Origin of the sequence: Mucilaginibacter sp. NFX135 (genome assembly GCF_048565145.1) — a bacterium.
Lineage (GTDB): Bacteria > Bacteroidota > Bacteroidia > Sphingobacteriales > Sphingobacteriaceae > Mucilaginibacter.
In genome coordinates, this window is the sequence record NZ_CP183412.1 from 3,698,320 (window position 1) to 3,714,101 (window position 15,782).

Genomic DNA, 15,782 nt, shown 5'->3' on the forward strand with positions numbered 1-15,782 from the left:
ATGGGTTGTGCTAACTACCAAATCTTTACTCTTTGGTTTTCTGGTTTGTAATTTTTATCACCAGGCTGTATATTAAATGCCTGATAAAAAGGGGCAAAATTCATTAAAGGGCCATTTACACGCCACATAGCCGGTGAGTGCGGATTAGTGTTCACGTAGGTGCGAAGAAATGCATCTCTTGTTTTCACCCTCCATATCCTTGCAATAGACAGGAAAAAGCGCTGATCGGGAGTAAAACCATCAATTTTTACAGAGCCTTTTCCCTGTTCCGTCATCTTAAATGCATCATAGGCAATAGCAATGCCACCATTATCAGCAGTGTTTTCACCCAAGGTAAGGCCCCCTTTTATATGAACAGTATCTAAAACGGTAAATGAGCTGTATAAATCAACTAACTGTTTTGTTTTCGCCCTAAACTTTTGATAATCTTCCTTTGTCCACCAGTTTTTTACGTTACCGTCCTTATCAAACTGTGCGCCCTGGTCATCAAAGGCATGCGTCATCTCATGTCCAATCACCATCCCTATGCCGCCATAATTGATGGCATCGTCTGCCGAAAAATCAAAATAAGGGAATTGCAAAATACCGGCGGGGAAAACAACTTCATTAAAAGATGGATTATAGTAAGCTGTAACCGTAGACGGTGTTGTACCCCATTCTGTTTTATCAACCGGCTTGTTCAATTTTGCCAATTCAAAATTATAACTGTTTTGGTTAAGCGAAAGGATATTTTCAAAGTATTTGGTTCTATTAATCTGCACCTTATCGTAATTCCGCCATTTATCAGGGTAACCTAATTTTTTGGTAATAGCATATAGTTTTTCTTTTGCTTTTTGTTTGGTACTGTCACCCATCCAATCAAGATGATTGATCCTGTTTTCGAAAGATTTTTGCAAATTGTTTACTAATGCAAGCACACGCTTTTTTGCGTCCTCATTAAAATATCGTTTTACATATAATTGTCCTAAGGCTTGCCCTAAATAATTGTCAACGTTTTCGGTCATGATCTGCCTGCGGGATTTTTGTTTGGCTTGTCCCGATAATACTTTATTAAACTCAAATGAGGCATCCACAAATGGTTTACTAAGCGTTTCGGCGTAGTTTTGGAGTGTACTTGCTTTTAAATAGATTTTCCAGTCATTTATGGATATTGATTTCAATTGTTCATTTAACTTATCGTAATAAGCAGGTTGGGCCATATCAATAGAGTCGGTTGTTGCGCCTAAGCCGGCAAGCAATGTTTCCCAACCTATATTAGCTTGTGTTTTGCTGATGGATGCAACTGCTACTTTATGATAATTTGCGTTTACATCTCTTAGTTCAATATTTGTTTTATGCGATGCAGCATTTTGTTTTTCGATGCTGTAAGTAACATCTGCATCCTTAGTAGCTTTGGCAACATCACTACCGGTTAATTGAAATAAGGTGCGGATGTATTTTTTATAGGCTTGCTGAATAAGTAGCGTAGATGAATCTGTTTTAAAATAATAATCCCTTTCTGGTAAACCAATACCAGTTTGAGAAACATGGGCAATGTTGATGCTGCTGTTTTTGTTGTCGGGATAAATACCAAAGCTAATAACCGAGCTGTTCCCGTTTTTTAGTTCCGCTGCTACGAATTTGGTCAGCGATGGTATGTCATTAATGGCGTTAATACGCGCAAGTATTAGCTTAATGGGTTGGTATCCACGTTGGTTAATGGTAGCCATGTCCATGCCTGAAGCGTAAAAATCACCTACCTTCTGTTCAACGCTTCCCATATTATTCTTGGTTTTCGAAACACTGTCCAGGATGTTTTGCAACAGTTGCTTTTGGGGGATGTTCATGAAACTATATGAACCTACGCCTGCTTGATCGCCGGCAATTTTGACGGTGTCATACCAGCGCCCGTTAACATAACGAAAGAAATTGTCGCCTGGTTTTGTCAGGGAGTCAATTCCGGCTACATCAACAAAACTTTTCTTGTGATCATTCCGATAATTCCATGCACTCAAAACGACTAACGCAACGCACAGATAAAATGCTTTATTCATAAACTGCAAGATTTGTTTAAAGTTAATGATTTTTTTGCTCGACTGTAAAGCGGCAAAGAGAAGATATTACCTATGCGATTACAGGTGTCTCTTCCCTTCAACCCCACTGAACATAAAAAGCTCCTTAAGTAATTAAGGAGCTTTTTATGTTTTTTGCCTATGGTCGGTGTTATCACCACACCATTGCAAACAAAAAAACCGGCCTTACCGACCGGCTTTTTTGTCTTATCTATTTAGCCCGTTCAACGTATTCGCCGGTGCGGGTATCCACTTTTATTCTATCGCCCTGATTAACAAAGAGAGGTACTTTAATTTCTACTCCATTTTCTGTAGTGGCTGTTTTCAGCGCACCTGATGAAGTATCACCTTTAACGGCAGGTTCGGCGTAGGTAATTTCAAGGTCAACAAAGTTGGGGGCTACCGCCATGATCGGTTCTTCGCTTTCAAACGAAACGATCACACTCATTCCTTCTTTCAGGAATTTCACTGCTGGGCCGAAAAGCGATTTCGGGATATTATGCTGTTCAAAAGTGGTGTTATCCATGATCACCATGGCGTCGCCATCTTCATACAGGTATTGAAAATCGTTTGTTTCAACACGGCAAATTTCAACTTGTTCGTCGGTAGCTAAACGGGCTTCAACAATTTTTCCTGTTTTTATGTTACGAAACTTATCAAGATAGAATGCTCCGCCTTTGCCTGGTGTACGATGCAACACTTCTGTTACGGTTACCAGTTCGCCGTTGAAGCGTAGTATATTACCTACTTTAATTTCGGATGCTTTTGCCATGAAAATATAATTAGAAAATTTAAGCCTCAAAGATAGATTAACTTTGCGAATCACCTAAAAATTAAAACTCGGCCGTCAAGATTAAATATTTTGCCTTGGGTCGATATTATCACTGCAGCCCTTAAACAAAAAAACCCAGCCAAATTTGACCGGGTTCTTAACTGTTGTGCGGAAGAAGGGACTCGAACCCCCACGCCGTGAAGCGCCAGATCCTAAGTCTGGTGCGGCTACCAATTACGCCACTTCCGCATTAGGATTTTTAACAGGTCGCAAAGATAGTGTTTAATGCTAAATTCTAAAACAATTTTTTTGTTTTTTAGCTATGCCCCTCATTTCGTTGCCATTAATTTAATGTTAAGGCTTTTACTATACTGCTAAAATAACCAGGTGCATATAATAAGCGGCTGCCATACCACGAAAACATTTCACCATCAACCAGCATAACTTTTGCCTTAGGCAGCATCAGCTTAAATTCATCAATATGTTTTTGCTTAAAGGGATACGGCTCTGACGATAAAAAGATCACATCAGGGTTAATTGTTACTACCTCTTGTGAGGTTAACTCCGGATAACGGTCTTTATCGATAGCGTTTTTCAATCCGCATTGTTGAAGCATACTGTCAATAAAAGTTCCTGTGCCGGCAAGCATGTAAGGTTTACGCCAGATAAAATAAGCTACTTTTTGATTGATGGCGGGTAATGTCAGATGAGTAAAGCGGGTAATAATATCATCACATAAAGTAATGGCTTCTGTTTCGCGGTTTACGAGTGAGCCTACGGCTCTGATCATATCCAAAGCGCTGTCAAGACCATGAATATCACTTATCCAAACCGGACAAATGCTCATCAACTCTTCAACCTGGCTGCGTTCGTTTTCTTCTTTATTAGCGATGATCAGGTCGGGCTTTAATGTCCTTATCTGTTCAATATTTAATTGTTTGGTGCCCCCTACTTTGGCCTTAGTTTTAAATTTATCCTCCGGATGAATGCAAAACTTGGTGATGCCAATAACCTCGGTATCAAGCCCTAAATAAAACAGCAATTCTGTCTGTGACGGCACTATAGATATGATCCTTTTAGGAACTGCCGGCAAACTGACCACACGATTGAGCTGATCGTGAAAAACCGCCATGTTAAAACGCGTTTTTCTCGCCTTTTACCACGTTCCACACAGTCAGGAAGATAATCTTCATATCTAACAGGAACGACCAGTTTTCCAGGTACCAAACATCAGCCTCAACACGCTCAAGCATGGCCTGGGTAGTTTGGGTTTCGCCTCTTAAGCCCTTGATCTGAGCCCAGCCTGTAATACCGGGTTTAAGAAAGTGCCTAACCATAAAGGTGTCAATCAGTTGTGAGTATTGTTGCGTATGGCTGATCATATGCGGCCTTGGCCCCACTACAGACATATTACCTAAAAGCACGTTAAAGAATTGCGGTAATTCATCAATGCTTGTTTTACGAATAAATGCACCGGTTTTGGTAATGCGCGAGTCACCCCGGGTAGCCTGTTTCTTATCAGAATCATTATTTACCCGCATACTTCGAAACTTGTAACACTTAAACGGCTTGTTATCACGACCTGAACGCTCCTGCACAAAAAATATAGGACCTTTTGATTCCAACTTGATCAAAAGGGCCAGTATTGGAAACAACCAGCTAAAGACGAATAAAATGATGAACAGGGAAAATGCCACGTCAAATAATCGCTTAATTGACCGGTTTAGCATATTCTCTAAAGGTTCGGGTCTTACTGATATGACCGGGATATGCCCAAAGCTTTGTATAAAGGTTGGTTTCTTGGCGTAATCATAATACTCGGGTATGAATTTAAACCGGATGAGGTTTTTATCCGCGTCGAGCATTAACTTTTCTATCGTTTGAGCCTCTGAATTAGGGAGTGTGCAAAATATCTCGTCAACCTTATTATTGAGCACCCAGTTAATACAATCCTCGGTTCCGCCTAAATAGAGGCGCCTATCCATCATATGCTCCGTAGTGTCATCAAAAAAGCCAACCAGGTTATAACCACGTTCGGGGTTTTGTTTGAAAAAGCTATACAGATCAGACCCTATCCTGCCCCCGCCAATAATAATTACGGCCCTTGTATCAATTAATGAAGCGCGATCGCTTTTACGTATGGTAAGAAATACCAGTTTCCATAACCCTAACAAAAAGCCAAATAATGCCAGCGAATAAAACAGATATTCGCGGGTTATAAAATAAGCCTTCGTCCCTATCAGTATAATGATGGTGAAGCAAATAAAGCTTACAAATAAGAGGTAGGTTTTAATTACTCCGCGATAGGTTTTTATTGAATCTTTGTTTAAAACATGTTCATATAAACCTGTGATATTAGCAGAAAGTAACCAAATTAAATTAAACACCAGTACAATAGGCAAATATTTTCTGTTACTTATCCAAAAAATATATGATCTATCTTCGATGAAGTAAGAAAGCACCATGCTTATATTAAGTATAATATAATCAATGGTAAGGTTCACTGCTTTAATAAAAGTAGCGTATCTGTGAATCATTTATTAGAGCTTATATAGTAGAAAACACACGCTAAAATTAGCATAATTTATTTATAAAGCAACCTGAATGTTGAATGTTAAACGGATTGTAAAGCTGTAAAATGCTGCCCGCAAAATTGTAAATTAAGAAAACCCATACAAAACCAAATATAAAGCAATTAACTAAAAAATAAGAGACACTGCAATACATAAACAGCATTTTTTTATATTGTTAACAAGAATTAGAGCCGCCCGTTTACAAGATCTTTTTCTAAAATCCCTTTTATGTCATATATAACTGATAAATCGTTTTTCTTTAACTCAGTGTAATTTAATTTAAGAAACTCCCGATGGCCAACAGCAATAACGATGGCATCATAATTCCCCCGTAATTTATAAATATCCTTTACAGTATCTACACCGTACTCTTGCTTAACTTCAATCGAGTCGGCCCAGGGATCATATATTTCGCAACTGGCTTCAAAGCCGTTCAAAACTTTCACAATATCAATAACCCGGGTATTGCGAACGTCAGGGCAATTTTCTTTAAAAGTAAATCCTAACACTAATATATTTGAATGTTTAACTGATATATCGTTTTTTATCATCAGTTTTATTACCTCCAGAGCCACATAAGTGCCCATACCGTCATTAAGTCGGCGTCCGGCTAATATAATCTCCGGGTGATAACCTACCTCCTGAGCCTTTTGCGCCAGGTAATAAGGATCTACACCAGTACAATGCCCGCCAACCAATCCTGGCTTAAAATTCAGAAAATTCCATTTGGTACCTGCGGCCTCTAAAACAGCATGAGTATCGATATTCATCATGTTGAATATCTTGGACAGTTCATTTACAAAGGCAATATTGATATCCCGCTGTGAATTCTCAATGACCTTACATGCTTCGGCCACTTTTATATTAGGGGCTTTGTGCGTTCCTGCTGTTATAATGGAACGGTAAAGCCCGTCAATAAAATCCGCAGCCTCGGTTGTTGAGCCCGAGGTTACTTTTAAAATATTGGTAAGCGTATGTACTTTGTCGCCGGGGTTTATACGTTCCGGTGAATATCCTGCAAAAAAATCGTTATTAAACTTCAATCCGGAGGTTTGCTCCAATACCGGTACACAAACATCTTCTGTTGCACCTGGAAATACGGTCGATTCGTATATCACTATATCACCCGCTTTAAGTACACTTCCTACACTTTTGCTGGCTTTAATCAGTAAGCTCAAATCCGGACGGTTATACTGATCAGTTGGAGTAGGTACGGCGACAATATAAACGTTGCATAGAGCAATGTCATGAACAGAAGATGTAAACAAGAGCCCTTTATCGGCCGTTACGTTTGTTGTTAATACTGATGATAACGCAACCGAATCTGTCTCCAGCGTACGATCAAAGGCGTTATTCAATTCATCGACGCGGCTTTGCTTAATATCAAACCCTTTTACAGGATATTTTTTGGCAAACTCTACGGCTAAAGGTAAACCAACATACCCTAATCCGATAATAGCGATATGAGTACTGGCAGGTGGTACAAATGTTTTGGAGACTTGATTTGATGATTGATCAATCATTTTTTATAGCTGTAGACCGTAAATATAGACTTATTTTTTATGATGCTTAACCCTCTTTATTGATTATAGATCTGGTAAACACCCTTAATAGTTCTGTCTGAGGCAGAACCAACCAGCAGTGTAGTGATCTTTTTTTCGATCATTAATTGCTCGGCCTGGCTCACAAATTCATCTTCATCAATAATAATGGGATTAGGAGTCATAATTTCGGCTACGGTTAATGTTGAAGTATCGGGGTGTTGTAATAATGCTCTTCGCAGGTCACCATCGGTAACTATTCCTTTAATATAGGTAGCATCACCTACCATAACCAGTCCTAATCTTCCTGCAGACATGTTGAGTAACAACTCCATAAAGGGAGCATTTTCATTTATAAAAGGCAGCCTATCCGTACGCATCAGGTCTTTCACCTTAACAAGCAATTTACGCCCCAGGCTTCCGCCGGGATGGAAACGGGCAAAATCATGTTGCTGAAAACCTCGCGACTCCATGAGGGCTATGGCCAGGGCGTCGCCCATAACCAATGCTGCCGTTGTTGATGAAGTAGGCGCCAGTTCCAACGGACATGCTTCTCTTGAAATCTTGATATTCAAATGGTGATGACTATTTTTAGCTACGGTTGAATTTGGGTTACCGGTAACTCCAATAACAAGGTTTTTGTTCCAGGTTAAAAACGGAATGATCCTGAGCACCTCATCCGTTTCTCCCGAATAGGATATCAGCATCACAATATCATTAGAACTTACCATGCCCAGGTCGCCATGAAAAGCTTCGCCCGGGTGCAGAAAAAAGCTGGGTGTACCTGTGCTGGCCAGCGTGGCGGCTATTTTTTTACCAATGAGCCCAGATTTTCCTATCCCGATCACAATGAGTTTACCTGTAGTATTTAGTATCACATTAACTACTTTGGTAAATTCCTCATCAATTAAGCCAGCTACATGTTGTAACGACTCAATTTCAACATCAAAAACCCTTTTGGCAATATCTTTCATCCGCAATTAATTATCGAATTATTGAGTTAGTGAATTAGTGATTTACGCATTCTTCTGTGTGTGAAAACATGCTCATAGATATTTTATTAGGTTTGCCTGAATCAAAATTTACTTATTAATTATTGAACTGGATTCTGTTAATTCTTTAATTCAATAAATTCAGGTTCAGACAAAAATTGGCTCATCAGGACAATAACGGCGCCAATACCTTATCCAGGTCATGAAGCTTAACCATGTTAGGGCCATCGCTTAATGCATTATCCGGATCGGGATGGATCTCCATAAAATAGCCATCTGCACCAAAAGCCTTGGCTGCCAGTGCCATCATTGGTACAAAAGTACGATCACCGCCGGTTTTACCCCCTGCCCCACCCGGACGTTGTACCGAATGGGTGCAATCCATACAAACCGGGTGTCCAAAAGCCTTCATATCATAAATATTCCTAAAATCGACAGCCAGATTATTATATCCGTACATATTACCACGTTCGGTTAATATCACCTGATCATTTCCTGCTTCTATTACCTTTTGTGCCGGGTAAAACATATCCTGCCCCGACAAAAACTGCGCTTTTTTTACGTTTACTATTTTACCAGTTTGGGCAGCGGCAACCAGCAGATCAGTTTGGCGGCATAAAAAAGCCGGGATCTGTAATATGTCAACCACCTGGGCGGCAATAGCAGCCTGGCTTGGTTCATGAATATCGGTAGTTACCGGTAGGCCAAAACGATCTTTCACATTTTGCAGCATTTCCATGCCTTTTTCAATGCCCGGGCCGCGATAGGAATGAATAGACGTACGGTTAGCTTTATCAAACGATGATTTAAATATTACCGGAACTTGATAACGCTCACCAGCCTCAGCCACTTTCTCGGCTACCTGGTATAACAGCTCCTGGTTTTCCATTACACAGGGTCCTAATATAAAGAACGGCTTTTGCCGCATTTGTTCAAACAACATGATGTGGTATTTATGGTATAAGAGGCAAAGATAATGATAAGCACCAATTACAACGAATAGGAAATATCAGGTGCGAATTTCACAGATGGACACGAATTTCACGAATAAACACGAATTTCTCAAACGGGATGATACTACACCAACTGAATAATATTACTATTATATCAATTCATGTCAATTAATTTTTATTCGTAAAATTCGTGCTAACTTGTTTTTATTCTTGAAATTCGTGCTATGAATTATTTTGAATTTTACGGTATCGCTGAATCTTTTGATGTTGACACGGCTTTTCTAAAAAAGAAATTCTATGCGTTGAGTAAGCAATATCATCCGGATTTTTATGCAGGCGAAGATGAGGCCAAACAGCAGGAAATACTGGAATTATCAACCCTAAATAACAAGGCTTATCAGGTGCTTTCGGACCCGACACGCCGTATGGAATACATTTTAAAGCTGCATAATCTGGTTTCTGAGGGAGCAAAACCACAACTTCCAGCAGATTTTTTAATGGAAATGATGGATATTAATGAACGCCTGATGGAAGTTAATGATGCTGAACAACTGGCTGCTGTTACTACAGAAGTACTTGCTATTGAGGGAGATATTAAAGACAAACTAACTAAGCTTACCGTTGATTATGAACATTTAGACCATACAGCCCAGGAAAGCAGACGGAATGAAATAGCAGAAATTTACTATAGACAAAAATATCTGTTGCGAATTAAAGAGAGTTTAGATACATTTGCAGCCCGCTTGTAAGAAATACCACTTACAATCTGAGTATGCCCAGCTGGCGGAATTGGTAGACGCGCTGGTCTCAAACACCTGTGGGAAACCGTGCCGGTTCGACTCCGGCGCTGGGTACGGAAGTATAATAAAGCGCTAACACATTGATCGTTAGCGTTTTATTTATTATAGATCTTCTTTGAACCGCCAAAAAAATCAATACTTTACTATACCAAAACGTCATAAGTGTCTAATTTTCAATGTCTTAGTAAAATTTATTTATACATTTGCAACAAGAAAATATCATAATTCCCGTATTTTCAACGATTGAAAGTATGCTCGCTTTAGGTAATCCGCAAAGAAGCCAGAGAGTTACTTGTATGACGACTCCCTGGCTAATTAATTGACATGCAAGCTAATTTCGTAAGATACTCGCAGAGTGGCAATTCGATTTTTTCAACTACTAATTAAGCCCCCAGCCATACCGAAGCCGGAAAACTCCCGAGGCGTTAACCGTTGAAAGGGTGATATTATTGCCGCTTCCACCCCTCGTTTGGAGGCTGTAACTGTCACCGTCCCTAAGGCCCGGCCAGTAAACGCTTGCAATCGAATTGTTCCTGAATACGTTGCTGCTGGCTACGATGTAGGCAATTTCATTATCGGATTGCGACCCGTTTTGGTAGTCTTTGCCACTGCTCATGGTAGCGCCGAATTCCGTGACCACAGTCCGCGAGCCGTAGCTTCCGTACCTGCTTTTCCAGTCAGTTTCCCATGCCGACTCGGAACGGGTAGCCCAATATGCATAATTGTGCAGGGATAGCAGGCAAGAGGTAAACCGGCTGTCGGCACCTACCCCGGTCACATTTTCAGAATACCCGGTGCCGCTTAACAGGATGCGGCCTTTAGGTACACTGGAGTACTTGGAGAGCCATTGCGCATAAATCGAGGTCAGGTCTGTCAAGCTGTACCCGTATGGCTCATTAAATACTTCGAAATAAACATTGCTGTTATTGCCGTACTTGGTTACAACGGTTTGCCACATTGCCCAGAAAGCAGTAAGGTCGTCAATTTTGCCATCGTTGTTCGATGAGCTGTCCCAGCAACCCAAAATCACCTTGAAGCCGTTGCTTAAGGCCTTGTCGATGGCTCCGGTGTAGGCGCTCCACCACGTTGACGAAACGCTTGACGGGTTGATGGGCAGCCTGACGGTATTTACACCCGAAATGTTGTTCTTGAACCCGGTAAGTATGCCGTTAGCCTTGGCCTGAACCGTACTGTAAGTGTCCGAAGCCGTCAGTCCAGAGGGAATTACCCAGCTATCCTGAAAGTTGTCCCGTCCGTCTGCCCAGTTCACCCCGGCAATAGAGGCAGCACCTACCGCTAAAGTCCCCAGCGCCGCCGCCTTAGCTTCGGCAGTTTGCGTTTCCGATTGCGGAGAAAACTCGGCCCCCTGCTTTTTGCAGCCGCATAAAGAATAAATCAAACAAAGTAGAATTAAGCTCTTTTTCATAAAATTTGGTTTTTGGTTTATAATTGAGTTAGTTGGTATGCATTGTCAGCGCCCGCTTAACGATCCTTCTGATAGTCAGACAGGAACGGTTCGTAACGGCATTTTATAGCAAAGTAATTGTAAAAGGAAGCCCGAGGCTTCCGATAGGTGTTTATAATTTGATACTAAGCTAATGGGTTGTTATGCAGGTCGTGAGGGGACAACTCGCATTTTTGAGGGGGTAAAGCAAGAGCAACCAGCCCTTTTTGCGGTTAGTGCAATATTTGCAGGTAATGCTTCAACTTAAGGCAAGCGAAACCTGAAGCCAGGCCAGTAGCGATGACACGGATATTATCCGGTCCATGCATTTCTGCATTGAATTTATCTTCCCTGGATTTGAGGTCATTAGCAATATTAATACCTTTCAGCATTCGATATAGCTTCCTTTACGACATCTGACAGTTATTTATATTATAGTATTGATGTATTTTCTGCAATCAAGTTTAGATTTAGGACCCAGTTGATTTTATAATTAGGGTACTTTTGGAAGGTTATCATTGTCTATCGAATTTACTAACCTGTAATTTATGTAGCAATATTTCTTCCTCCTTAATTTAAGAAGCGATCTTTGAATTTATTTGGAGCGGTGCCTACTTCTTTTTTAAAAAGGCGGGAAAAGTAAGTTGTATTTTCAAAGCCAAGCAAATGCGAAATTTCCGATATATTCAGTTCACCTTCTGTCAATAAATTTTTTGCTTCACCAATCAAAAAAAGGTGAATAAGTTCTAACGCCGTCTTTCCTGTTTCTTCCTTTAATAGATCGGTTAAATAGCGAGGAGATATATACAGTTTTTCCGCCATGGAAGACACGGTGGGCAGCCCCATATTTTTCGTTTTCCGCTCTTCAAAATTAGCGGCGAGTAATGTATTGAATTTGGTAACTGTCGATCCGGTTAATTCTGTCCGATGAATAAACTGCCTTTTATAAAAACGCTGTGCATATTTTAGCATGGAATCAATATGACTGATAATGATGGCTTTGCTATGTTCATCTGTATTATTATTATATTCCTTTTCTATACTGAAATACAGATTCCAGATAATATTTTCTTCTCCAGGCGAAAGGTGCAGTGCCTCATTCACCTCATAATCAAAATAGCTGTATTTTTTAAGTTCATTGTAGAGGGGCGTTCCAGGCAAAAAGTCCTCATGGATGATAATCAAAAACCCCTTTTCCTGTAATTCCATGTTTTGGAAAATCACCTTTTGCTGTGGCTTGATAAATGACATGGAGCCAAGGTCATGGTCGTACCTGGTTTTTCCGTAGAGCATTTGCCCCGATTTCAGCTTTTTGAATCCAATGATGTAAAAAGCTGAAGTAAATTCAAGTTCGCTGATGCCGGTGCAATTATCCCGTTCACCGTATGCCACACTAAAAAGGGGGTGCTCAGGCGGCGTTATACCAAGAACTTCATGCAGGTCGCTGATTTTTTTGAAATGCTTCATATTATTCGCAATTTATAAAACAGGATCCGGCAAACCCGGATCCTGCTAATGTTATTTCCTTTAACCATGTGCTGCCACAGAAACATCCTGCCATGATTCCCATATTTTCAGGCGTTCCTCGTAGGTATATTTCACCCATGGGTAAACAGTTTTACCCAATAGTAACCTTAGTGGCGGATTTTCCGAATCCACGAGGCTAAGAAGCGCTTTGGCCGTTGCTTCGGGGTTACCGGAATCTTGCTCATTAGCAAGAGCATAAAAATCTTTTCTTATGTCATCGTATGCCGACATCGATTCACTCGATGCAAGGGAATTGGTACCAAAGAAATCTGTGGAGAAACCGCCTGGTTCAAGTATGGTTACTTTAATGCCAAAACCACCCACTTCGCCAGCCAGCGTTTCAGCAAGACCTTCAACTGCGAACTTAGAGGCACTATACAATCCCATTAATGGTACTGTATTCAAACCTAAAGCGCTTGAAAGTTGAATAATCTGCCCAGATTTTTGCTGACGCATGATTGGAAGAACCGCCTGTATGGTCCATAATGAACCCAGTAAATTAGTTTCAAACTGCGCCCTGACGTCTTGCTCGTTTAACTCCTCTACAGCTCCGATGTGTCCGTAGCCGGCATTATTAATTAATACATCGATGCGGCCAAAGTGAGTTTTTGCAGTTTCAATTGCTTCAAAACTTGCTTTTTTATCAGTAACATCAAGTTTTAGTACCAATAGATTTGAAGAAAATTCCTTTGTAAGTTCGGTTAATGTTTCAGGGTTACGAACAGCCGCAACTACGTTATCGCCGCGTTGTAAAAAAGCTTCTGCCCAGATCCGGCCGAATCCGCGGGATGCGCCCGTTATAAAAATTGTTTTTGCCATTATCTTATTTTTTAAATTTATAAGGACAAAGTTCTGCTAATTTAATACAGCTATTCTGATACAAAAGTAGGCAATAATGAAACGTTTATACGAAATCCAGATATGGACCAAGCCAATCATTATTCCCGTCATTATTCCCGGTCCATAACCTTTTTACGGTGATTCAAACCCCAGTCTTTCAGGGAATAAATGATGGGCGTCAGCCTATCAGCATATTGCGCCAATTGATAGGTGATCTTCACCGGATAACCATCAATCACGGACCTGATGACCAAACGGTGCTGTTCCAGATCTTTCAATTCTTTTGCCAAAACTTTGGGTGTAATACCAGGGATACTTTCCAGTATATCGGTGAACCGATCGTTTCCAACACCTACCGAAATGATAATGGGTAGTTTCCATTTACCATTGATTACGTCGAGTGCATCCCTCACGGGCTTTATCGTTTCAATGCAATCACAATGTGCTTTTTTTGCTGCCATAAAACATCATTTAAAACTATTCCACTTTCCTTTGGGAAAGTACTATACAAAAGAAAGTATAAATTCACCAATTTTGCAAAAGAATTTATTGAGAATTTAAAAACCAAGCGTAATGAAAATAGGAATTATAGGTACCGGCGCAATCGGCGGCATCATCGCAAAGAAATTAGCTGCAACCGGTCACGAGGTAAAGGTTTACAGCTCAGGAGGTCAGCAAAAATTGGAAGAAAGGGCGCGGGAACTGGGCGTTATGCTATCCACTAAAGACCAGATTATAGTGGATGTCGAGGTGCTTATCGTGTCCATTCCCACAATAGCTATCCCGGAATTATCAGATATTATTGCAAAAGTTTCTAATAACGTGATCGTGATCGACACATCGAACTATTATCCGTTCCGGGATGGCGAGATCGAAGACTTGAAGAGTGGGAAAGTCGAAAGTGTATGGGTTTCAGAAACTCTGGGTAGACCGGTGATCAAAGCTTTTAACAATTTATTGGCGCATAGCCTTGAATCTGGTGGCAAGCCTGAAGGTGCCAAAGACAGGATCGCGATGGCGGTGTCAGGCGACGACCAACAGGCCAAAGAGATAGTATCCACCTTGATCAATGATGCAGGGTTCGACGCTGTGGATGCTGGTACGCTTGCAGATTCCTGGAAGCATCAGCCAGGTACTCCGGCCTATTGTACAGAACTGACCGGTGAGGAACTCCACCAAGCGCTTGCTGACGGTGACAAAGAAAACGCCGCCTACTTGCGGGACCAGGCTATCGGAAAATTTATGAACTTTTCCATGCCGCCTGCGCATGAAGAAGTCGTGGCAATGAATCGTTCGTTGTTTCCTGAAAATCCTAAGAGACACTGACCAACCGAGGCCGCTCAAAAGTCCCCAACGTCAATCAGCCATTAGAAGGTGTTAATGGTGGTTATTGTCAGTTTTTAACGCCACAATTTTCTTACAATCCTCAATAAAAGTGTTCGATATTCGTACTTTTGGGGTCAATAAAAAATATCTGGATAATTCCAAATTTTTGGTTCAATTCAACCCTGCTAAAGACAAAAACAGAAGCTATTACTAAGCTTTATTGGTTCTATAAGCCGTAAAAAGCTTTCTAAATGTTGAAAGTATTCCCGCTGAATCTTAAAGTCCAATTATAATTAAAACTCTAAGGTATAAACTTCCAGGAGAGCTTATTTAAAAAGTAATTATTCCAAATTCTCTGTTAGAGATATTATCACTTTGTATACCTAAATAGATGGTGAGTAATGCTTGACCACTCCAAATTTTAGGTTCAATTCAAATCCACTCAAAACATCTGAATCACTTCATGTGTCGGTTAGAAGCCAGAGTAAATTCATATCCGACTTTAACCATCTTCTCCGACATGTATACCTATTAACAATACACAACAACCCGAGCTAATCTTTAATTTTACTTGCTTCCATTCCTTATTAAACCTTTCTTTCCGTATTCTCGCGCTTCTTTATTAGTAAAAATTTAATTTTTTAAAACATAAGTACTTAAAAATTAATAAGTTAAACAAAATTAACATTTGTACCCCTATTTATAAACAATCGATTGCGGTACTCCATGTAATTTCATCCTATATAAAAGCGGTAAGAGTTCAATAACTACCGCATGCTTGCCGTCTCAAAATGACCAGGCACGAAAACCAATTTTAATAGAAAACCTAATTTCAAAACTAAGCATTATGTCAAAACGCGTACCTATTAGCGCTTGTATAACTTGTCCGCCAAGCGGTTATACAAAGATCAGGAGTCAATTTTTAATACGACACAGACAATTGCAGGTCGCCTGACCGCCCGA

Annotated in this window: 14 protein-coding genes and 2 tRNA genes; 3 read left to right on the forward strand and 13 right to left on the reverse strand. The window is 40.4% G+C overall.

The window, feature by feature from the left end; all coding sequences use genetic code 11:
* Positions 1-14: 14 nt before the first annotated feature.
* From ACNURT_RS15555 to kdsA, 8 genes are all read right to left on the reverse strand, one after another.
* The gene (locus tag ACNURT_RS15555; protein ID WP_419698467.1) at positions 15-2,033 is read right to left on the reverse strand and encodes a M13 family metallopeptidase; all 2,019 of its coding nucleotides are present in this window, start codon (positions 2,031-2,033) and stop codon (positions 15-17) included.
* A 229-nt stretch (positions 2,034-2,262) separates the two neighbouring features.
* Positions 2,263-2,823 (reverse strand): elongation factor P, encoded by a 561-nt coding sequence (gene efp, locus ACNURT_RS15560; RefSeq protein WP_419698468.1) that lies wholly within the window; start codon positions 2,821-2,823, stop codon positions 2,263-2,265.
* Between the two features lie 167 nt (positions 2,824-2,990).
* Positions 2,991-3,072: transfer RNA gene (locus ACNURT_RS15565), tRNA-Leu, on the reverse strand.
* A gap of 94 nt (positions 3,073-3,166) precedes the next feature.
* A complete protein-coding gene (locus ACNURT_RS15570) occupies positions 3,167-3,955 on the reverse strand; it encodes an ABC transporter substrate-binding protein (RefSeq protein WP_419698469.1) in 789 nt (262 codons plus the stop codon).
* A 1-nt stretch (position 3,956) separates the two neighbouring features.
* The gene (locus ACNURT_RS15575; protein ID WP_419698470.1) at positions 3,957-5,360 is read right to left on the reverse strand and encodes an undecaprenyl-phosphate glucose phosphotransferase; all 1,404 of its coding nucleotides are present in this window, start codon (positions 5,358-5,360) and stop codon (positions 3,957-3,959) included.
* A 221-nt stretch (positions 5,361-5,581) separates the two neighbouring features.
* Positions 5,582-6,919 carry a nucleotide sugar dehydrogenase gene (locus ACNURT_RS15580; RefSeq protein WP_419698471.1) on the reverse strand — a complete coding sequence of 446 codons (1,338 nt, stop codon included), beginning with the start codon at positions 6,917-6,919 and terminating at the stop codon, positions 5,582-5,584.
* Positions 6,920-6,975: 56 nt separating this feature from the next.
* Entirely contained in the window at positions 6,976-7,911 is a 936-nt protein-coding gene (locus tag ACNURT_RS15585) for a KpsF/GutQ family sugar-phosphate isomerase (protein WP_419698472.1), read from the reverse strand.
* Between the two features lie 184 nt (positions 7,912-8,095).
* Complete coding sequence (kdsA, locus tag ACNURT_RS15590; RefSeq protein WP_419698473.1) at positions 8,096-8,872, reverse strand: 3-deoxy-8-phosphooctulonate synthase; 777 nt, start codon at positions 8,870-8,872, stop codon at positions 8,096-8,098.
* 234 nt (positions 8,873-9,106) lie between these two features.
* Between kdsA and hscB the strand changes: the two genes are divergently transcribed.
* Both hscB and ACNURT_RS15600 read left to right on the forward strand, forming a co-directional pair.
* Complete coding sequence (gene hscB, locus ACNURT_RS15595; protein WP_419698474.1) at positions 9,107-9,631, forward strand: Fe-S protein assembly co-chaperone HscB; 525 nt, start codon at positions 9,107-9,109, stop codon at positions 9,629-9,631.
* Between the two features lie 25 nt (positions 9,632-9,656).
* Positions 9,657-9,736 (forward strand) — tRNA-Leu (locus tag ACNURT_RS15600).
* Positions 9,737-10,061: 325 nt separating this feature from the next.
* Here ACNURT_RS15600 and ACNURT_RS15605 read toward each other — a convergent pair.
* From ACNURT_RS15605 to ACNURT_RS15625, 5 genes are all read right to left on the reverse strand, one after another.
* Positions 10,062-11,108, reverse strand: coding sequence for a cellulase family glycosylhydrolase (locus tag ACNURT_RS15605; protein ID WP_419698475.1), 1,047 nt, complete (start codon positions 11,106-11,108; stop codon positions 10,062-10,064).
* Between the two features lie 251 nt (positions 11,109-11,359).
* Positions 11,360-11,518 carry a hypothetical protein gene (locus ACNURT_RS15610; protein ID WP_419698476.1) on the reverse strand — a complete coding sequence of 53 codons (159 nt, stop codon included), beginning with the start codon at positions 11,516-11,518 and terminating at the stop codon, positions 11,360-11,362.
* Between the two features lie 178 nt (positions 11,519-11,696).
* Positions 11,697-12,593: a helix-turn-helix domain-containing protein gene (locus ACNURT_RS15615; RefSeq protein ID WP_419698477.1), complete on the reverse strand. Its 897-nt coding sequence runs from the start codon at positions 12,591-12,593 to the stop codon at positions 11,697-11,699.
* 60 nt (positions 12,594-12,653) lie between these two features.
* Complete coding sequence (locus ACNURT_RS15620) at positions 12,654-13,472, reverse strand: SDR family NAD(P)-dependent oxidoreductase (RefSeq protein WP_419698478.1); 819 nt, start codon at positions 13,470-13,472, stop codon at positions 12,654-12,656.
* 131 nt (positions 13,473-13,603) lie between these two features.
* On the reverse strand, positions 13,604-13,954 hold the full coding sequence (locus tag ACNURT_RS15625; RefSeq protein WP_419698479.1) for a winged helix-turn-helix transcriptional regulator: 351 nt from the start codon (positions 13,952-13,954) through the stop codon (positions 13,604-13,606).
* Positions 13,955-14,066: 112 nt separating this feature from the next.
* Here ACNURT_RS15625 and ACNURT_RS15630 point away from each other — a divergent pair, with 112 nt between their 5' ends.
* Positions 14,067-14,819 carry an NADPH-dependent F420 reductase gene (locus ACNURT_RS15630; RefSeq protein ID WP_419698480.1) on the forward strand — a complete coding sequence of 251 codons (753 nt, stop codon included), beginning with the start codon at positions 14,067-14,069 and terminating at the stop codon, positions 14,817-14,819.
* Positions 14,820-15,782: the final 963 nt, after the last annotated feature.